This is a genomic window from Pseudomonas sp. IT-P258 (genome assembly GCF_949767825.1).
Lineage (GTDB): Bacteria > Pseudomonadota > Gammaproteobacteria > Pseudomonadales > Pseudomonadaceae > Aquipseudomonas > Aquipseudomonas monachiensis.
On record NZ_CATKPU010000032.1, the window covers coordinates 271352 to 291427 of the forward strand.

Here is a 20076-nt window from a genome sequence, read left to right on the forward strand (position 1 = left end):
GGGCATCCAGCCAGGACGGGATGCCCCATTGCTTCAAAACCTCGAAACACTCCTCATCGCATCAACCAGATACCTCATCGCGATCCTGTCGCTCTCCGACAGCTCCCGATAGCGTTCCACCAGTTTCATTTCCTCGCTATTGAGCCGGCGTCTTCGTCGCCCCAGGGCCAGACACGGAAAGATTCCCAACATTTCGGTGATGCCTTGTACTTTCGACATGGACGATGTCCTTCTAAACGTCAAAGAAAACTGCAAAAAACCGCATCGCCCTCCCCCTATTCAGCAGCCGCATCGTGCCGACTGAACCGCACCGGTCTTTCGGGCATAAACCGGTCATGTGCACAGAATAGAAATATTCCGGGCGCTGAAAAGCGGTTTTTAGAGTAATTAGTCGAAAAAAGCAGAAATGCCCTGTAAATCAGAAACCCCTGTCGGAATTGTTTCCCGACATGTCTTGTTTCATTGCCGAGCCAGCGCAATGCCATCAATCAATTTTGCTCTGCAATCGAACGGTTTAAGCTGTCGGGCATCTGTTTAAAAGTCCGTTGTGTTTGGCCGAAGGCATGTCCGAACCGATATTTCCGATCCAGCACGTGCCAGGAACGGCGCGGGATTGCTCACGACAGGTTGTATTTATGCACCGCAGGAACTTGCTCAAAGCCTCCATGGCCATCGCGGCCTACACCGGTTTGTCCGCCACGGGTCTGTTGGCCGCCAAGGCCTGGGCCGCCAGCAGTGGCACCGCTGATGGCGAGGCTACCGTGTTCGATTTCGAGGCGCTGAAGCTCCAGGCCAAGCAGCTCGCCAGCAATCGCTACCAGGACACCAAGCAGCAGTTGCCGCCGACCCTGGCGACCATGACGCCGCAGAACTTCAATGCGATCCGCTACGACGGCAATCATTCGTTGTGGAAAGAGCTCAAGGGCCAGTTGGACGTGCAGTTCTTCCACGTCGGCATGGGCTTCAAGCAGCCGGTGCGCATGTACAGCGTCGATCCGAAAACCCGGATGGCCCGCGAGGTGCATTTCCGCCCGTCGCTGTTCAACTATGAAAACACCACGGTCGACACCGCACAGCTCAAGGGCGACCTGGGCTTCTCCGGCTTCAAGTTGTTCAAGGCCCCGGAACTGGACAAGCACGATGTCGTGTCTTTCCTCGGCGCCAGTTACTTCCGCGCGGTGGACGCCACCGGCCAGTACGGCTTGTCGGCCCGCGGGCTGGCGATCGATACCTACGCCAAAAAACGTGAGGAATTCCCGGACTTCACCAAGTTCTGGTTCGAGACACCGAACAAGGACAGCACCCGCTTCGTGGTCTACGCCCTGCTCGACTCGCCGAGCGCCACCGGTGCCTACCGCTTCGATATCGATTGCCAGGCCGAGCGCGTGGTGATGGAGATCGACGCCCATGTCAACGCCCGGACCGCCATCGACCAGTTGGGCATCGCGCCGATGACCAGCATGTTCAGTTGCGGCACCCACGAGCGTCGCATGTGCGACACCATTCACCCGCAAATCCATGACTCCGACCGCCTGGCGATGTGGCGCGGCAACGGCGAGTGGATCTGCCGCCCGTTGAACAACCCGGCTACCCTGCAATTCAATGCCTTCGCCGATACCGACCCAAAAGGTTTCGGCCTGGTACAGACCGACCACGAGTTCGCCAGCTATCAGGACACCGTCGACTGGTACAGCCGCCGCCCGAGCCTGTGGGTCGAACCAACCACCTCATGGGGCGAAGGCTCGGTCGATCTGCTGGAGATCCCGACCACCGGCGAGACCATGGACAACATCGTCGCCTTCTGGACGCCGAAGAAACCGGTGGCTGCGGGGGATTCGCTGAACTACGGCTACAAGCTCTACTGGAGCGCATTGCCGCCAGTCGGAACGCCGTTGGCACGGGTCAACGCGACCCGTTCGGGCATGGGCGGCTTCACCGAAGGCTGGGCGCCAGGCGAGCATTACCCGCCGGTGTGGGCGCGGCGCTTTGCCGTGGACTTCACCGGCGGCGGCCTGGACCGCTTGCCCGAAGGTACGGGTATCGAGCCGGTCGTTACCTGCTCGAACGGCGAGGTCAAGGATTTCAGCATACTGAAGCTCGACGACATCAAGGGCTACCGCATCCTGTTTGACTGGTACCCGACCAATGACAGCGTCGAACCTGTCGAACTGCGTCTATTCATCCGCACCAACGACCGCACCCTGAGTGAAACCTGGTTGTACCAGTACTTCCCGCCAGCGCCGGACAAGCGCAAGTACAGCTGATGATCGGGTAGCACCCTGCCACCATTCGGTTTTCCGAACGCGACCCGCGAGTCAGTTCGGTTAACCGGATCATCTCACTGAAATTTCAACGCAAAAAATATTTAATTCCCTTACAAATCAATGCCATGATCAATTTCGACTGGTCTGGCACGAGTCATGCTCTACACTTCTTCGACGAATGTCCTTTGCGCCGGCTCTCAATAGCGCTCAGGTGTTTTGCAGCACAAAAGGGCCGATGAACTGGCTCCATAAAAAAAACAAAGTCGAGGAAAATTTGATGCGCATCGTTCCCCATATCCTGGGCGCAGCCATTGCTGCCGCTCTGATCAGCACGCCAGTTTTCGCCGCCGAACTCACCGGCACCCTGAAGAAGATCAAAGAGTCCGGCACCATCACCCTGGGCCATCGCGACGCTTCCATTCCGTTTTCCTATATCGCGGATGCTTCCGGCAAACCGGTCGGCTACTCCCACGACATCCAGTTGAAAGTCGTCGAAGCGCTGAAAAAAGACCTCGACATGCCGAACCTTCAGGTCAAGTACAACCTGGTCACCTCGCAAACCCGTATCCCGCTGGTGCAGAACGGCACCGTGGACCTGGAGTGCGGCTCCACCACCAACAACGTCGAGCGTCAGCAACAAGTTGACTTCTCCGTCGGCATCTTCGAAATCGGTACTCGCCTGCTGTCCAAGGCAGACTCCAAGTACAAGGATTTTCCTGACCTGGCCGGCAAGAACGTCGTGACCACCGCCGGCACCACGTCCGAGCGCATCCTCAAGGCGATGAACGCCGACAAACAGATGGGCATGAACGTCATCTCCGCCAAAGACCATGGCGAGTCGTTCCAGATGCTGGAAACCGGCCGTGCAGTGGCCTTCATGATGGACGACGCCCTGCTGGCCGGTGAAGCCGCCAAGGCCAAGAAGGCAAGCGACTGGGCCGTGACCGGCACTCCACAGTCCTTCGAAATCTACGGCTGCATGGTGCGCAAAGGCGACGAGCCGTTCAAAAAGGCTGTGGATGACGCTATCAAGGCCACCTACGCATCGGGCGAGATCAACAAGATCTACGACAAGTGGTTCATGCAGCCAATCCCGCCAAAAGGCCTGAACCTGAACTTCCCGATGAGCGACGAACTCAAGGCCCTGATCGCCAAACCGACTGATAAAGCGGCTGACGACAAGAAGTCCTGATTTCTGACTAACCTTATCTCCTGAGAGGGCCCTGGCCCTTTCAGGAGGTGGTCACTTCCTGCTGGCATTTTTTTGGAAACACTCGAACCGGTGGCTGTCGAGCCGGTAGCGTGTGCCTGTCCCTCAAGGACAGGCGGGAACGGAGCTTCCCCCAAGCGGGCACTTGTACATCGATTGAACTGAGGGGAGACCCTAATGAATTACAACTGGGACTGGGGCGTGTTCTTCAAGTCCACCGGCGTGGGCAGCGAGACTTATTTCGACTGGTACGTGTCCGGTCTGGCCTGGACCATCGGCATCGCCATCGCGGCCTGGATCATCGCCCTGACACTGGGCTCGATCCTGGGCGTCATGCGTACCGTGCCGAACCGCATCGTATCGGGCATCGCCACCTGCTACGTCGAACTCTTCCGTAACGTGCCGCTGCTGGTTCAGCTGTTCATCTGGTACTTCCTGGTACCCGACCTGCTGCCGGCCGACCTGCAAGAGTGGTACAAGCAGGATCTGAACCCGACCACCTCGGCCTTCCTCAGCGTCGTCGTGTGCCTGGGCCTGTTCACTACCGCCCGGGTTTGCGAACAGGTGCGCACCGGTATCCAGGCACTGCCAAAGGGCCAGGAATCCGCGGCTCGCGCCATGGGCTTCAAGCTACCGCAGATCTACTGGAACGTGCTGCTGCCCCAAGCCTACCGGATCATCATTCCGCCGCTTACCTCGGAATTCCTGAACGTCTTCAAGAACACCTCCGTGGCCTCGCTGATCGGTTTGATGGAGCTGCTCGCGCAGACCAAGCAGACCGCCGAGTTCTCCGCCAACCTGTTCGAAGCCTTCACCCTGGCAACGCTGATCTACTTCACCCTGAACATGAGCCTGATGTTGCTGATGCGTATGGTCGAGAAGAAAGTCGCCGTACCGGGCCTGATTTCCGTAGGGGGTAAATGATGGAATTCGACTTCTCGGGCATCATCCCGTCTCTGCCGGGCCTGTGGAACGGCATGATCATGACCCTCAAGCTGATGGCCATGGGCGTGATCGGCGGCATCATCCTCGGCACCATCCTTGCCCTGATGCGCCTGTCCCACAACAAAGTGCTGTCGAACATCGCCGGCGCGTACGTTAACTATTTCCGCTCGATCCCCTTGCTGCTGGTGATCACCTGGTTCTACCTGGCGGTACCGTTCGTGCTGCGCTGGATCACTGGCGAAGACACGCCGATCGGCGCGTTCGCCTCGTGCATCGTGGCCTTCATGATGTTCGAAGCGGCGTACTTCTGCGAAATCGTCCGTGCCGGTGTGCAGTCGATTCCCAAGGGCCAGATGGGCGCTGCCCAAGCGCTGGGCATGACTTACGGACAGATGATGCGCCTGATCATCCTGCCGCAAGCGTTCCGCAAGATGACGCCGCTGTTGCTGCAACAGAGCATCATCCTGTTTCAGGACACCTCGCTGGTCTACGCCGTCGGCCTGGTGGACTTCCTCAATGCGTCGCGCGCCAGTGGCGACATCATTGGCCGCTCCAATGAGTTCCTGATTTTCGCGGGTCTCGTGTACTTCACTATCAGCTTTGCCGCCTCGCAGCTGGTCAAGCGTCTGCAAAAAAGGTTCGCCGTATGATCTCTATCAAAAGCATCAACAAGTGGTATGGGGACTTCCAGGTACTGACTGATTGCAGCACCGAGGTCAAAAAAGGCGAAGTGATCGTGGTGTGCGGGCCGTCCGGTTCCGGCAAATCGACCCTGATCAAATGCGTCAACGCCCTGGAGCCTTTTCAGAAAGGCGACATCGTGGTCGACGGCACCTCCATCGCCGACCCGAAGACCAACCTGCCGAAACTGCGTTCGCGCGTGGGCATGGTGTTCCAGCACTTCGAGCTGTTCCCGCACCTGACCATCACCGAAAACCTGACCATCGCGCAGATCAAGGTGCTGGGTCGCAGCAAGGAAGAAGCCACCAAGAAAGGCCTGCAACTGCTCGAGCGCGTCGGTCTTTCGGCCCACGCCCACAAGCATCCGGGCCAACTGTCCGGCGGTCAGCAGCAGCGTGTGGCGATTGCCCGTGCGCTGGCGATGGACCCGATCGTCATGCTGTTCGACGAACCGACCTCGGCGCTGGACCCGGAAATGGTCAACGAAGTACTGGACGTGATGGTGCAACTGGCCCACGAAGGCATGACCATGATGTGCGTGACCCACGAAATGGGCTTCGCCCGTAAAGTCGCGGACCGGGTGATCTTCATGGACGCCGGCAAGATCATCGAAGACTGCAAGAAAGAAGAGTTCTTCGGTGATATCAACGCCCGCGCCGAGCGTACGCAGCACTTCCTCAACAAGATCCTGCAGCACTAAAAAGCTTCACGGTCTCCCCTGTAGGAGCTGCCGCAGGCTGCGATCTTTTGATGTTGCCTTTAACAAGCAAAGATCAAAAGATCGCAGCCTGCGGCAGCTCCTACAGGGAGTCCTCTGGGCTTGTTGTTGTGGTTGACCCAAGGCATCTGTGATGAAATGCGACCCCACTCTTTATCGCGCCACGTCGCCATCACTCGCCGTGAAACCCCGTCTGGTTCGCCATTTGTTCCTGCCGCCGCTGATCATCGCCATGATGATCGGCCTGGGCTTTATCGGCTTCTGGATCAGTGAACACTACGGCATCCGCAGCCTCAGCGAAAACGGCCAGCGCCAGCTGGAACTGCACGCCCGTGCAGTCGAAAGCGAAATCAGCAAATACACCTACCTGCCCAGCCTGCTGGAACTCGAAACCAGCGTTGCGCTGTTGCTGGCCGACCCGACTCCGGAACACCGGCAGACGGTCAACGATTACCTCGAAGGCCTGAACCGGCGCAGCCGCAGTCGGGCCATCTACGTGATGGACACCACCGGTCGCGTCATGGCCACCAGCAACTGGCGCGATGTCGACAGTTACCTGGGTGAAGACCTGTCCTTTCGCGCCTATTTCCAGAACGCCGTGCGCGGTCAGCCGGGGCGCTTCTACGGCATCGGCAGCACCAATGGCGAACCCGGTTACTACCTGGCCCACGGCCTGGAAGAACACGGCAAGATCATCGGCGTCGCGGTGGTCAAGGTCCGTCTGGAGGCCATGGAAGAACGCTGGCAACGGGCACGCCTGGAAGCCTTCGTCAGCGACGAAAACGGCATCATCATTCTGTCCAGCGATCCGGCACGACGCTTGAAATCGGTGATACCGCTGAGCGAAGAAACCAAGGAAAAACTCGCCCGCAGCCTGCAGTATTACTGGTTCCCGCTCAACGAATTGCAGCCGCTGGCCCGGGAAACCCTGTCCGAAGGCGTGGAAAAACTCACGTTCCCGGCCAATAGCGAACTGGTGTCCGACGATGAAAACATCAGCTACCTGGCGCAGACCCGGCCGCTCGGCGATACGCCGTGGAATTTCACCCTGCTCACGCCGCTGCAGGACCTGCGCCGCGAAGCGATCAACCAGGGGATCCTGGTGGCCGTGGCGTTTGCCCTGCTGGCGTTCCTTTTGATCGCCTGGAACGAGCGGCGCAAGGTGATCGCCACTCGCCTCGCGGCCCGGGAAGCCTTGCAGGAAGCCAACAGTCAGCTGGAGCGTCGGATTACCGAACGCACCACCGACCTGCGCGCCAGCAACGAACGGCTCAAGGGCCAGATCCGCGAACGCCGGCAAGCCGAAGAGACCTTGCGCCGCGCCCAGGATGAACTGGTACAGGCCGGAAAGCTCGCGGCCATCGGCCAGATGTCCACCAGCATCGCCCACGAACTGAACCAACCGCTGGCAGCGCTGCGCACCTTGTCCGGCAATACCGTGCGCTTCCTCGAACGCGGCCAGCTCGACGTGGCCAGCACCAACCTCAAGACCATCAACGAACTGATCGACCGCATGGGCCGGATCACCGCCAGCCTGCGCTCGTTCGCCCGGCGCGGTGACGACAAGGGCCAGGCCTGCCTCGGCAAAGGCGTGGACGCGGCCTTGCAATTGCTCGGCGGCCGGGTGGAAAACATTCACCTGCAACTGCACCGCGATTTCACCGATGTACAGGTGCAGATCGACCAGACCCGCCTGGAACAGATTCTGGTCAACCTGATCGGCAACGCCCTCGACGCCATGCAAGCGCAGCCACAACCCGAACTGTGGCTCGAAGGCGAAGCATTCGATGGCAAATACCGCCTGCGGGTGCGTGACAACGGCCACGGCATCGATGCCGAAGCGCGCAAGCACCTGTTCGAACCCTTCTTCACCACCAAACCCGGCGAACAAGGCCTGGGCCTGGGCCTGACCCTTTCCGCCAGCCTGGCCGCCGCCACCGGCGGTCACCTGGGTGTCGAGCACCCGGCCAGCGGTGGTACCGCGTTCGTCCTCAGTTTACCGTTGGTAAGCCCCACTCCCGCCGAGCCAATATGAACAACGACCTTAGTGTATTGATCGTCGAAGACGACCCCCATGTACTGCTCGGCTGCCAACAGGCGCTGACCCTGGAGGACATTCCCTGCATTGGCGTGGGCAGCGCCGAAGAAGCCCTGGAGCGGGTCGGCGACAACTTCGCCGGCATCGTCTTCAGCGACATTCGCCTGCCGGGCATCGATGGCCTGGAATTGCTGACCCGTCTCAAGGCCCGGGACCGTAGCCTGCCGGTGGTGCTGATCACCGGGCACGGCGATATCTCCATGGCCGTCGACGCGATGCAGAAAGGCGCCTACGACTTCATGGAAAAGCCGTTCTCCCCGGAGCGCCTGGTGGATGTGGCCCGCCGCGCCCTGGAGCAACGCAGCCTGGCGCGGGAAGTGTCGTCGTTGCGTCGGCAACTGGCCGAACGCGATTCCCTCGAAGGGCGGATCATCGGTCGCTCGCCGGCCATGCAGAACCTGCGGGAACTGATCGCCAACGTTGCCGATACCTCGGCCAACGTGCTGATCGAAGGCGAGACCGGCACCGGCAAGGAATTGGTTGCCCGTTGCCTGCACGATTTCAGTCGGCGGCATACCAAGCAGTTTGTCGCCTTGAACTGCGGTGGCCTGCCGGAGAACCTGTTCGAAAGCGAAATATTCGGCCACGAAGCCAACGCTTTTACAGGCGCGGGCAAACGTCGGATCGGCAAGATCGAGCACGCCGACGGCGGCACGCTGTTCCTCGACGAAGTGGAAAGCATGCCCCTGCCCTTGCAGATCAAACTGCTGCGGGTGTTGCAGGAACGCACCCTCGAACGCCTCGGTTCGAACCAGAGCGTAGCGGTGGATTGCCGCGTCATCGCAGCGACCAAATCCGACCTCGTCGAGTCGAGCAAGGCCGGCGAGTTCCGCAGCGACCTGTATTACCGCCTCAACGTGGTGACCCTGGAACTGCCGCCGCTGCGCGAACGCCGCGAAGACATCCTGCAACTGTTCGAACACTTCCTGCAGCAGTCGTCCCTGCGCTTCGACCGCACGGTACCGGAACTGGACAACCAGACCGTTTCGAACCTCATGAGCCACGACTGGCCGGGTAATGTGCGTGAACTGCGCAACGTTGCCGAGCGCTTTGCCCTGGGCCTGCCGGCGTTCAAGAAAACCGGTGCCGGCGCCGGCAACCAGGGACTGGCCTTTGCCGAAGCGGTGGAGGCGTTCGAGCGCAACCTGCTCAGCGACGCCTTGCAACGCAGCGGCGGCAACCTGACCCAGGCCAGCCAGGAACTGGGCATGGCCAAGACCACGCTGTTCGACAAAGTGAAAAAGTACGGCCTGAGCCATTGAGCAAAACCTGATCGCCCACAACCTCTGTAGGAGCTGCCGGAGGCTCGGTCCGCGTTCGGGCGATCTTTTGATTTTCAAGATCCAGATCAAAAGATCGCAGCCTCGGCAGCTCCTACAGGTGATCAGGGGTTAGAGGAGGTTGCGATCGGCCACAGGCTCGATCTGCGCCCAGTGCGAGGTGTCTTCACGGTGCTCGCGCAAATACGGCAACACCGCCCCCAGCAACGGCGCCTTGAATGCCTCCTGGAAGCGATGGGCCAGGCCCGGAATCAGGACCAACTGACTGCCACGCAGATGCGCCGCCAGGTGCACCCCGTGCATCACCGGCAGCAGCGGGTCGGCCGTGCCGTGCACCACCAGCGCCGGTACCCGCAATTGATTGAGCAGCGCCACCCGGCTCGGCTCGGCGAGAATGGCCATGATCTGGCGTTTCACGCCCTCGGGATTGAACGCCCGGTCATAGGACTGTGCCGCCTGATGCAGCAGCGCCTGGCGATCGTCGGTGACCATCGGGCTGCCCAGTGCCGCCAGCAAGTCGGCCTGTTGCTCCAGGGCCACTTCGCGGTTCGGTGCGCCGCGCCGGGCCAACAACTGCACCAGCGCCGCACTCGGCGCCGGCAAGCCTTCGGCGCCGGAGGTGGTCATGATCAGGGTCAGGCTCTCGACCCGTTGCGGTGCCATGGCCGCCATGCGCTGGGCGATCATTCCGCCCATGCTGGCGCCCAGCACGTGGAATTGGTCGATGTGCAAGGCGTCCATCAAGCCCAGGCCATCCTCGGCCATGTCGGTCAGCGAATACGGCGACGACACCGGCAATCCGAGTTTGTAGCGCAAAACTTCGAAAGTCAGGTTGGCTTCGGCCAGTGCTTGCCGCCAGGTTGACAGGCCTACGTCGCGATTGTCATAGCGGATCACCCGGAACCCCTGCTGGCACAGGGCGACCACCACTTCGTCCGGCCAGTGAATCAATTGCCCGCCCAGGCCCATCACCAGCAGCAATGCCGGATCGGACGCACGGCCGATGCTCTGGTACGCCAGGCTTACCTGGGCCAGATCCACCCGTTCGGTCGGAACATTGACGTCACAACGCGAAGCCGCCATGGACGGCAGGCCGAACAACAACGCGGCCAACAATACGATTCGTGAAAGGAATGAAGCACCCATGGAAAAACACCAAAACGCAGAACCCCAGTAGAGCGCGAGTCTGATGAAGTTTGTTCAAGCGCGCTGCCACAGTTCCATGACAGTTTGATGAAGAGTGCCGAGCGGTCATCAGGCGTCAGATTCAGCCTCGCAATAACTATGTACCACCCGCCCTTTTGACGACTGTCTCCTAATGCCCGCACCGCCGGCACGGCCCGGCCTTCTGGAGATTCATCGTCATGGTTGACGAAACCACCCCCCTAGCGGCCGATTTCGGCCTTGTTGTTCCTTTGCCCGCGAACCCGGACCAAGGCCTGACCCTGAGCGCCTCGGAGCGCTGGAATGAATGCTGTGAACAGTGGCGGGCGCTTATGGCGCAAAATCCGCAGTCGCCGCTCGCCAGCACTTGGTGGAATGCCCGTGCGCGCGGTACGGATCAGTCACGCCGGGCTCAGGCCAACCGCTTGTATCGTCAGCATTTCGAAGCGTCGAGCCAATGGGCGTTTGCCCGGGGCATCCTGGATGTCGAACAGTTCCAGACATTGCAGGCGTTCATCGATCCGCCCGTGCAGACAGCAACGCCTGCCACTGCACGGCATTACGTCGAGCAAATGCAGTTCAAGGATGACAAAGGCCTGTCAATCGAACTATCCGGCGCGTTGGTCATCACCCGGGACACAGCCCAGCCGGTCGCTCAATTGCTGTACTTGCCTTCCCGGCCATCGGCCTGGATGACCTTTGAAAGCCGAGTCGATATGGAAAGCTGGCTGATCGAACATCAGCCGCAGATGTTCGACCACCCCCGGCTACCGACAGGTACCCTCAGGGTCTATTACACAGTGCTTGAGCGCAGCGTACTGCAGACCGGTGCTCAATCCTTGTGGGCACGATTGCCTGTCACCCCTGGCGATCGACTGCGTAACGAATTGATCCTGGCCCCGCCCGCCAACCTGCCGGACGCGGATACCAACGACGACGCTGTCCTGTTCGGCCAGTTGAGCCCCGATATTCCACTGGGCATCCGTCTCCATGCACTGGCGCAACAGCGCACGGCACTGGATGCCTTGTTGGGCGATAACTTTCAGGGCAACCACACTGACCCGCGCCTGCAACGTCTGCAACGGCAAATGGACGAGCTCACGACGGCCGAGCAGGCCAGCACCCGCGCCGCAACCGCGCTGCTGCACACCGACAGTGCGCAGCAAATGCTGGAACTGCGCCACAAAAACCGCCCGCACTACGCCGCCCTTTACCAGGCGCGCCTGGACGGCCTGCGCGCCGAAGCCGAGCTGCAATTGAGCCTGAACCAGATCAGCCACGAGGAACATCAGTGGTTGATCTGTGTACTGGATGCACCGGATCAACCACGTCCGGCCGGAGTGGTAGTGGCGCGCCTGGTGTTGTCGATGACGGATACCGAAGGTGATACCCCCCGTACACAAACCCAGGAACTGGACGGTGTATTGCTATTTGCCCAGCCATCGGCCTTGCTGCCGTCCTCGACCGAAAGCCTGTTGCTCTACTGGCCGGGACGTTTCGGCGGCCTGCAACGGTTCACCTCTCGACAGGCGCTGGAACAGACGCTGTTCAAACTGGCGGCCAACGACAACAGTCAAGCGCTGCATCTCTTGCCGCTGGCTGCAAACCCGTTCGAATACGCCTTGCAGAACCAGCTTCATGGCTGCGTACAACAAGTGGCACGGCTGCTTTCCGCCAACCGGGATCCGTCTCGCGCCAGTCAACGCGAAACAGAACTGGAAAAGCTGCGCGAACAGACCCTCGCCTGCCTGACGGTTCCTGTCCACGCAGCCCGAGAGCTGGCGCACCAGCATATTGTCGAGCAAGTTCACAGCAGTGCACTGGCCGCACGTTTGCCGGCGTGGCACGACGCCCTGCCCACCGTGCAACGTGAGCGGATCAAGACGCTGTTCAAGTCCTACATCGAGGCCATGAAGCGCTCCCATGAATTACTGGAGCGCGAGTTGCCGCCCCGCGACGCCTTCAGCAAAAAAGCCATTGATGCCCACCTGCGCCAGGCGTTCGGCCTGACCCGGAACGTTGACGTGCTACTGGACGTGCCTGACGCCACCGCCTGGCGCAAAGTCGTCATCGAGGGTGCGGCACCGGGAACACCCCAGGAAAGCGTGCTGGTCGCCAGCGAGCAGCGCAGCAAGCTGTCCCTCGGAGACCTTGCGCAAAGCAACATTGATCAGGCGATGTCGTGGCGACTGTCGTTCATGCAAGTCGAGACCAGCGGCGGCGATCCGACAGATCGACAGAAGCTGAAAACCGGCATCATCCAGGCCTGGCTGCGAAAGATGGCCACCGAACTGGACCTGGCCGGACAGTATGAAACGCTGATCCGTGAAACCTTCCTCGGCACCTCGAACGCACCGACCTTCAGCAATGAATACCGCCACGAATGCCTGAGCGAACCCTGGCGCCTGATGCTGCGCCTGCAAGGCGAATTCGCCGTGCTCGCCAAAGACATCAATACCGATGGCCAGCAGGTCCTGGACATTGCCATCGATGCCAACAACCGTGACGCTTTCAGCGCCAATGGCAAACGCATCCAGTTGCTGCCGGCATACCTGACGGTGGGTGGTAAGGACACCCATGGCCAGGGACCGAGCACCTTGTCCGGCGTCACGTTTATCGTGGAGCAGATCAGCGGCCTGACCCTGCTTTATCTGCCCGACAGTCCAGACGGTGTTTTTCTGCGTCAATTCGACAGTCTTGAAGACGCTCGGATGCGCCTGTTCAACGACTGCCTGCGCAGCTCAATGGTCAACTACCTGGCCGGCCAGGCCTTGAAGGGCGATGTCACCCACCACGTCAGCCGGATCAACCAGGCCCGGTTGAAAAACTTCGACGCCCTGATCGGCGTCGGTACGCCCTGGCCAGCCAGCACATCCCTGGCAGCACATCTGTTGAATGTGCACATGGGCCGCTTGCTGGAAGCCCATCGGGCGACGTCTCGTTCCAACGATGCGTTGTACCTGGAACAGGTTGCGCTGCAATCCGGCGCGATGTTCAACTACCTGAAAATGGCGCTGGGCGTGGTGCCCTTCGTCGGCACGGCGATTGCCTTGTACGACGCCTGGAGCAGCGCCAACCTGGCAGTGGCGGCGTTCTTGCGCGGAGATGTCGGCCACGGGCTGGCCGAGGTCGAAGCAGTGCTGTTGTCATTAATCGACGCGGCCATGGATCTGCTGCCCGGCGCCAGTGCGGCACCTTCGGCAGCGCTTGCCATCACCCGCCAGCGCCAGTTGCGCGCCGTGAGCAAAAGCGTCGGCGCACTGCGCGGTTCGACGCAGCGCCAGGCACAACGAACCCTGGAACGCTTCAAGGGCTATGAATACGAACAGATGATTTCCCTCGCCGGCCTGCAACCGGACACCGAAGGCATCTATCGCAACGTGTATCACCACGCCGACGGCGACTTCATGCTCAGCCAGGGGCGAATCTATCGCATCGAACTGGAAGGCAATCCACCCCGCTGGCGTTTGAGCGGCACCAGCAGCCGGACCTACAAACAGCCAATCGCCCTGGATGAGTCCGGCCACTGGAACACCCACTACGCAGTATTCGGCACGGTGATCGAAGGCGGCGGCGTGGGGGGAGGCGCGGTGCTTGGGCACATGGCCGATGGACTGGACCCACTCTGGCCGGTCGCCATACGCCGCTGGCTGCCGCGCTGGTGGACGGATCGGGCCCTGCGTCGACAACTGACCCTGAAAAACACCGCCGATGCCTATACCCGGCGCCTCAAAGCCCAGACCCGCAAGAGCAATAACCTGATGCGGGACTACTTCGTTCTTCCGCACGCGCAGCGCCCGGCTCTTCGCCCCGGTGTCGACCTTGCCTGCCTGGACGATATCGAAACCGCGCAGGCTTTGCACCGGACCCTTGAAGAGTGGGTGGTGTTGAGTCATGGCAACAATCGCGCCGAAATCAAGAAGCTTCAAAGCCAGTGCGCCGGGATTGTCGTCGACCGCCTGAACCGCAGGATCGACCTGGCCAGGGAGCGACTGCTGGAAAGCCTCGACCGAACCGAACAACTGATCGCCCGTTCGGACACGACCCCGGTTGGCGATACCTCCGCCCATTTGAAACTGATGGCCGAGCGCACGACGGTTCGAAAGGCTTTTGTCCAGGAACTTGACCTGCAACACCTGGCCGTCGAGGAAGCCAGGCGATGGTACCGCCGAATTACCCGCTCCGAGCACAGAGAGAACGTGACCCGGACCATGGAACTCTTGAACCAGTCGTACAGCGATGCCAATTACCACTACCTGAAGGCAGCGCACGTTCTGGAAACCATCACCCGCTATGAGGCCGTTGACGACCTGTCCTGGGTCTACTTCCACGTACAGTTGAAAAAATCCCGCGAGAAGGTCGGGCGCGCTCTATTGACCCAATATCAACTACCACAAGTCAGTTCCAGTATCGGCCAGCGCAACCGCGTTTTCGAAGATTGCCTGACCACTTACAGCGAGTTCCGCCGCCAGCTTGACGCCTGGACGCTAGGCTATCCGCAACACTTGGATCTGGAGCAAGTTCGTGCGTTTCTGGGCGACCTCGACCAGATGGAAGCGTTTGCCCGCAATGCCATCAGAGACCGATCCACCGCCCCACCTCCGACAGAACGCATCAGAAAACAACTGTTCGAGACTGAGGACAACCGATTGCTGATTGGTGAACCCGGTATCGATGTCGAGACTCAGCAACAGCACTTCATCATTGATATCAATGGCTACAAGGAAACCTGGCTGCCCCACGACCGCCACCCCGGTAGATATCGCCTCAGTGAACCTGCCGTCTCCACGCAACCGGCACTGCCGACCGACGTCAGGCCACTGCTGAGCGAAGCCAGAAAAAGGCTGGGAAGCACGGACGCCTATACCGACAAAGTCAAAGGCTACGCGCAGCAAAACACGCTGCCGGTCGACCTTGAGCACATGATGAGCAGCGAAGCGGCGGAGTTGACCCTGCGCGCCCAGGCCATCGAACGGCTGTCCCCCACCGAGGCCGTGGCGCAACAGTTGCGCACGCGGGCGGATGAAATGCTGAGCACGGGGCGCACCCTGCGCATCGAGCAAAGCATGAACAGCAAAACCCCGACCGAAGGTTATCTGGACTATTTGGTTGAACAACAGATGGTGGACATCCGCAAGGAAGGCGGTTTGCGCGACCTGGGCAAACGCCCGGACGGACGACGGGATTTCCTCCAGGAGTACGAGGTGCGTGACTTGCGCCACGAACCGGCGCAAACCCTGTGGTACGCACACTTCCACTACACCTCGGCCAAGCCGCAATTCAGCGACTTCGTCAAAGGCCACCTGAAACGGCCGGAACAACGCAACCTGGGTCTGCAATGGCAGAAGGACATGGCCGCCAGTGGCGGTACGGTCGAGGCGATCTGGCGCGGCGACATCGGCAAACCGCTGGGCAACAAACTCTTTTCCACGCTGTAAAGCAGCAACGGCGGGGCACGCAATGTGCTCCGCCGTGCTTGTGGTCGACAGCGGCACCAACATGAGACAAACTCAACCTTTTCGATTTATCGACAAGTTTTCCTCATGGAGCCCCCTGGTGCTTGAAATCCGTCACCTCAAGACCCTGCACGCCTTGCGCGAAGCCGACAGCCTGGTGGATGCGGCCGATCGCCTGCACCTGACCCAGTCAGCCCTTTCCCACCAGTTCAAGGAACTGGAGGAACGCATGGGCATGCCACTGTTCGTGCGCAAGACCAAACCGGTGCGCTTCACCAGCGCCGGTTTGCGCCTGCTGCAACTGGCCGACGCCACCCTCCCGCTGCTGCGCGCCGCCGAACGCGACATCAGTCGCCTGGCCGGGGGCACCGCCGGACGCCTGCACATGGCCATTGAATGCCACAGTTGCTTCCAGTGGCTGATGCCGACCATCGACCAATTCCGTGACGCCTGGCCGGAAGTCGAGCTGGACCTGGCCTCGGGGTTTTCCTTCGCCCCGCTGCCGGCCCTGGCCCGTGGCGACCTGGACCTGGTGGTGACCTCCGATCCGGTGGACCTGGCCGGGATCACCTATGTACCGCTGTTCACTTATGAAGCGATGCTCGCGGTGGCCAACCAGCACCGCCTGGCCAGCAAGGCCTATATCGTCCCCGAAGACTTGCTCCCGGAAACCTTGATCACCTACCCGGTGGAACGGGACCGGCTGGACATCTTCACCCGCTTCCTCGAACCCGCCGACATCGAACCGGCCCAGGTCCGTACCTCGGAACTGACGGTGATGATGATGCAACTGGTGGCCAGCGGGCGCGGCGTGTGCGGCATGCCCCATTGGGCGCTGCATGAATACAGCTCGCGAGGCTATGTGAAAGCCAAGCGGCTGGGCGAGAAAGGACTGTTCGCCACGCTGTATGCGGCGATCCGCGCCGACATGCTCGATGCGCCGTACATGCGTGACTTCCTGCTGACGGCCAAGGACACGTCGTTTTCGACGCTGGATGGGGTTAGTGCGGTTCGCTGATTTCTTAATGAAGGAAAACTGTACAAATGTGGGAGCGGTGACTTCAGAGCTCGCGCCACATGTGGATCTTGTCGAAGTAATCTTCCCCCACCCGCACCGCCATCGGTTCCAGGCCGAACTGGATGAAGCCGCAGCGCTGGTAGAGGTTGAGCGCGGCATCGTTGCCGGCGGTGACGGTCAACTGGACCAGGCGCAAACCCTCATGGTTCTGCACCTCGGCCAATGCCGCCTGAACCAGCTGATGGCCGAGGCCGCGCTGGCGAACCTTGGCGGTCACATACATGCCAAACAGCGTCACCTTGTGCCGGGCCTTTTCCCGAGGCTCGAACGCAAGGCCGACGATGCCGGCCAACCGGCCTTCTTCGAACGCCCCTAGCACCAGGTCCAGCTTGCCGGTCAGGCGCGACTCCCACCAGCCCAGCGGCATCGTCGCCCGCTCACGCACGCTCGAGGTAAAGGCCTGCGGGTGCAGGTCGTAGGCTTCGAGCATCAGCGCCCGGTAGTCCAGGGCATGGCTGGCATCCAGTCGTTCGATCCACATGCTCAAGCCATCCGTTTTTGCTCAAGCATCAACCGCAGCGCCAGCGCCGACAATACGAAGCCCATGAAATAGCGCTGCATCGCCAGCCAGGTCGGATTGCTGACAAACCACGAGGCGATGCCCGCGGCAAACATGGCGATCAGCAGGTTGACGCAGAAACTCACGCTGATCTGGGTCAGGCCGAGGATGATGCTCTGGCTGAACACCGAACCGTGCTCCGGCGTGATGAACTGCGGAAACACCGACAGATAGAACACTGCGATTTTCGGGTTCAGGGCACTGGTCAGAAAGCCCATGGTGATCAGCTTGCGCGACGAATCCGGGGGCAACTGCTGCGCCTCGAACGGCGAGCGCGCACCGGGCTTGATCGCCTGCCAGGCCAGCCACAACAGGTACAACGCACCGGCCCACTTCAACACTTCATAGGCCATCGGCACGGCCAGGAACACCGCGGTCAAACCGGCGGCGGCGGCAAACAGATGCACGAAGAATCCCGCAACCACCCCAAGCAACGAAATCACCCCGGCCTTGCGCCCCTGGCAGATCGAACGGGAGATCAGGTAGATCATATTCGGCCCCGGCGTCAGTACCATCAACAACGCGGCGGCAGCAAAAATCAGCAGGTCTTGAAGCGGGATCATGGGCGAAGTCCTTTGCGTGATGATCAGGCGATCGCAGTCAGCGATGCACGATAAAACGGCAGGATCAGGTCCCGTGTCAATGGCGCCAGGCTGACATCGCCTTCGGTGGCCGGGTCGATCCAGATCACTTCTTCGATCTCTGCCTGCGGGGTGACATCCGAATCAATGTTCAGCTGAAAAAGCTCGGCGTGTACAACAAAACCCGGCTCGTTGGCGGCCGGTGCCGAGAAGTGACCGAGGTAAACGGCCTGCGCCGGGTCGATGTCCAGAGTCAACTCTTCTTCCAGTTCCCGGGCCAGGGCGTGGACCGGCAACTCATGGGGCTCGATCTTGCCACCCGGCTGCATGAACGCCGTGGTGCCACGCTTGCGCACCAGCAGTGTGCGGCCATCAGGGCCGATCAGCAGGGCGGCGGCGATATGGATAATACGCGGTAAAACAGCGGATACAGATGTCATGTGTCAGCCATGGACCCTGGTGGAAATCACTAGGATCCCATGTCCGACCGTCCGCCGTCATGCCTTGGCCTGAACCAGCTCCGGCGTATCCTGCGGGACCTTCACGAAAATCCTGTACTTGCCGCCTTCCATGGCTTCGAAGGCGATCAGTTTTTCCACCAGCGGCCCGTTCAACACCTTGCCGGCATTGAGCAGGAGCATGCCGTTATCGGCGTTGAGATTGCGCGCCAGCATCATCCCTGCCGTCAGTTCCCGGGTGGTCAGGACCTTGACCTGCGGATCGGCCAGGGTGATATCGCTCAGGAATGTGGTGCACACCTTGATGAAATCTTCGAGCAGGTCAGGATCGTAAAGCCGTCCGGCGTACTGGCGCAGGTAGAGCAGCGCTTCGTCGCTGTTCATCTGTCGTTCGAGAATCAATCCTCGCTGCAACTCGACGAAGTCGACCGCCAGCTTCAGCAATCGCGATCCGAACGGAATGGCTTTGCCCTTGAGCCGGTCGGGGAAACCACTGCCGTCCCAGCGTTCCTGATGGTGCAGGATCAACTGCGCCGCGTCCTTCATCGGGTCCAGGGTCATCAGTAGCGATTCGCTCTGCTTCGGATAGCCACGATAGCGGTCGCGGTCAGTGTGCCTCAGCAGATCCGAAGGGGTGACCATCATGCTGTCGGACCAGCTCAGCTTGCCGATGTTGTACAGAGCGGCCGCCATGGCCAGGTCGCGGCTGGCAGCTTCATCCAGCCCATGTTCCGTGCAGTACCCGCGCACCAGTTCGATAATCTGCCGGTTGGTCTGCTTGGCCGATGGCAGGCGCAGATTGGCCAACAGCGAGAACACCTCGGTGCCGGTGACATAGCTGTGCTTGAGCTCCTCGTAAGCCAGGTCGAGCATGTCGGCGGTCTGCTGCAATTCGGCGGTGCGTGCGGCGACATGTTTTTCCAGTGTGCTGTTGAGCAACTTGAGCTGGTCGTTCTGCACCCGGGTCAATTGTTCCAGGCGCTGGCGCTCACGCTCTGAATGCTGGTGGTCCAGGGCCTGGCGCAGGGTCAGGAGCATTTCGTCGTCATTCCAGGGTTTGCTGATGTAGTGGTGGATCTGCCCCTCATTGATGGCTTTGATGATCGCCGAGGGGTCTGCATAGCCGGTGAGCATGATCCGCATGGTCGCCGGATAGCGCTGACGGACATGGGCCAGCAACGTGGCGCCGTCCATATTGGGCATGCGTGCATCGCTCATCACCAGATCCACTGGCTGCAACGCCATGATTTCCAGCGCCTGGGCACCGCTGGTGGCCAGCAACACCTCGTAGGGCTGGCCGCGCAACAGGCGACGCAGACTGTTGAGGATCGGCTCCTCATCATCGACCAGCAACACTTTGGGGCGACTGTTCAACATCGGTACGGATTGCTCTTCCATGGCATGGTCTCAAGCGAGTCATTTAGTGTGACAGGCAGCGCGGGCCTACCGTCGTTCCCGCCTACGCTTGAATGACAGGCTAGATGATTTTCCGTATCGCTCGCGCTAATTATTGTTTTGAGTTCTGCGGGCAAAATGGCCAATGGCGACTATGCTCAACGCAATGGACTGTACAACCGGCCTGCT

General features: G+C 60.5%; 15 protein-coding genes. 9 read left to right on the forward strand and 6 right to left on the reverse strand.

Annotated elements, in window-relative coordinates; genetic code table 11:
- Positions 1-33 precede the first annotated feature (33 nt).
- The gene (locus tag ACM6G4_RS13865) at positions 34-219 is read right to left on the reverse strand and encodes a hypothetical protein (RefSeq protein ID WP_046041279.1); all 186 of its coding nucleotides are present in this window, start codon (positions 217-219) and stop codon (positions 34-36) included.
- 416 nt (positions 220-635) lie between these two features.
- Between ACM6G4_RS13865 and ACM6G4_RS13870 the strand changes: the two genes are divergently transcribed.
- The 7 genes from ACM6G4_RS13870 to ACM6G4_RS13900 all read left to right on the forward strand — a co-directional run bounded on the left by ACM6G4_RS13870 (position 636) and on the right by ACM6G4_RS13900 (position 9178).
- Positions 636-2264 (forward strand): glucan biosynthesis protein D, encoded by a 1629-nt coding sequence (locus tag ACM6G4_RS13870; protein ID WP_056721089.1) that lies wholly within the window; start codon positions 636-638, stop codon positions 2262-2264.
- A 277-nt stretch (positions 2265-2541) separates the two neighbouring features.
- Positions 2542-3456: a glutamate/aspartate ABC transporter substrate-binding protein gene (locus tag ACM6G4_RS13875; RefSeq protein ID WP_414913901.1), complete on the forward strand. Its 915-nt coding sequence runs from the start codon at positions 2542-2544 to the stop codon at positions 3454-3456.
- A 195-nt stretch (positions 3457-3651) separates the two neighbouring features.
- Positions 3652-4398 carry an amino acid ABC transporter permease gene (locus ACM6G4_RS13880; protein ID WP_056721091.1) on the forward strand — a complete coding sequence of 249 codons (747 nt, stop codon included), beginning with the start codon at positions 3652-3654 and terminating at the stop codon, positions 4396-4398.
- On the forward strand, positions 4398-5069 hold the full coding sequence (locus tag ACM6G4_RS13885; protein ID WP_056721094.1) for an amino acid ABC transporter permease: 672 nt from the start codon (positions 4398-4400) through the stop codon (positions 5067-5069). Before ACM6G4_RS13880 ends, ACM6G4_RS13885 begins: the two co-directional genes overlap by 1 nt.
- On the forward strand, positions 5066-5800 hold the full coding sequence (locus ACM6G4_RS13890; RefSeq protein ID WP_056721096.1) for an amino acid ABC transporter ATP-binding protein: 735 nt from the start codon (positions 5066-5068) through the stop codon (positions 5798-5800). Before ACM6G4_RS13885 ends, ACM6G4_RS13890 begins: the two co-directional genes overlap by 4 nt.
- A 151-nt stretch (positions 5801-5951) precedes the next feature.
- Positions 5952-7853, forward strand: coding sequence for a sensor histidine kinase (locus ACM6G4_RS13895; protein WP_414913902.1), 1902 nt, complete (start codon positions 5952-5954; stop codon positions 7851-7853).
- Positions 7850-9178 (forward strand): sigma-54-dependent transcriptional regulator, encoded by a 1329-nt coding sequence (locus tag ACM6G4_RS13900; RefSeq protein ID WP_414913903.1) that lies wholly within the window; start codon positions 7850-7852, stop codon positions 9176-9178. The genes ACM6G4_RS13895 and ACM6G4_RS13900 overlap by 4 nt, the downstream gene beginning before the upstream one ends.
- Before the next feature lie 129 nt (positions 9179-9307).
- Here ACM6G4_RS13900 and ACM6G4_RS13905 read toward each other — a convergent pair whose 3' ends face one another.
- Complete coding sequence (locus tag ACM6G4_RS13905) at positions 9308-10342, reverse strand: alpha/beta fold hydrolase (protein ID WP_414913904.1); 1035 nt, start codon at positions 10340-10342, stop codon at positions 9308-9310.
- A 218-nt stretch (positions 10343-10560) separates the two neighbouring features.
- On the opposite strand from ACM6G4_RS13905, the gene ACM6G4_RS13910 reads away from it, so the two are divergent.
- Both ACM6G4_RS13910 and metR read left to right on the forward strand, forming a co-directional pair.
- Positions 10561-15798, forward strand: coding sequence for a dermonecrotic toxin domain-containing protein (locus ACM6G4_RS13910; protein WP_414913905.1), 5238 nt, complete (start codon positions 10561-10563; stop codon positions 15796-15798).
- 118 nt (positions 15799-15916) lie between these two features.
- Positions 15917-16834 carry a transcriptional regulator MetR gene (gene metR, locus ACM6G4_RS13915; protein ID WP_007985733.1) on the forward strand — a complete coding sequence of 306 codons (918 nt, stop codon included), beginning with the start codon at positions 15917-15919 and terminating at the stop codon, positions 16832-16834.
- Between the two features lie 43 nt (positions 16835-16877).
- On the opposite strand, the gene ACM6G4_RS13920 is transcribed toward metR, so the two are convergent.
- The 4 genes from ACM6G4_RS13920 to ACM6G4_RS13935 are packed head-to-tail and all read right to left on the reverse strand — an operon-like array spanning position 16878 to position 19890.
- Positions 16878-17375 (reverse strand): GNAT family N-acetyltransferase, encoded by a 498-nt coding sequence (locus ACM6G4_RS13920; protein ID WP_414913906.1) that lies wholly within the window; start codon positions 17373-17375, stop codon positions 16878-16880.
- Positions 17376-17377: 2 nt separating this feature from the next.
- Positions 17378-18016 carry a LysE family translocator gene (locus ACM6G4_RS13925; RefSeq protein ID WP_056721107.1) on the reverse strand — a complete coding sequence of 213 codons (639 nt, stop codon included), beginning with the start codon at positions 18014-18016 and terminating at the stop codon, positions 17378-17380.
- A gap of 23 nt (positions 18017-18039) precedes the next feature.
- Positions 18040-18474, reverse strand: a complete 435-nt coding sequence (locus ACM6G4_RS13930; protein ID WP_223542185.1) for an NUDIX hydrolase — start codon at positions 18472-18474, stop codon at positions 18040-18042.
- 57 nt (positions 18475-18531) lie between these two features.
- Entirely contained in the window at positions 18532-19890 is a 1359-nt protein-coding gene (locus ACM6G4_RS13935) for an HD domain-containing phosphohydrolase (protein ID WP_414913907.1), read from the reverse strand.
- Between the last annotated feature and the right edge of the window lie 186 nt (positions 19891-20076).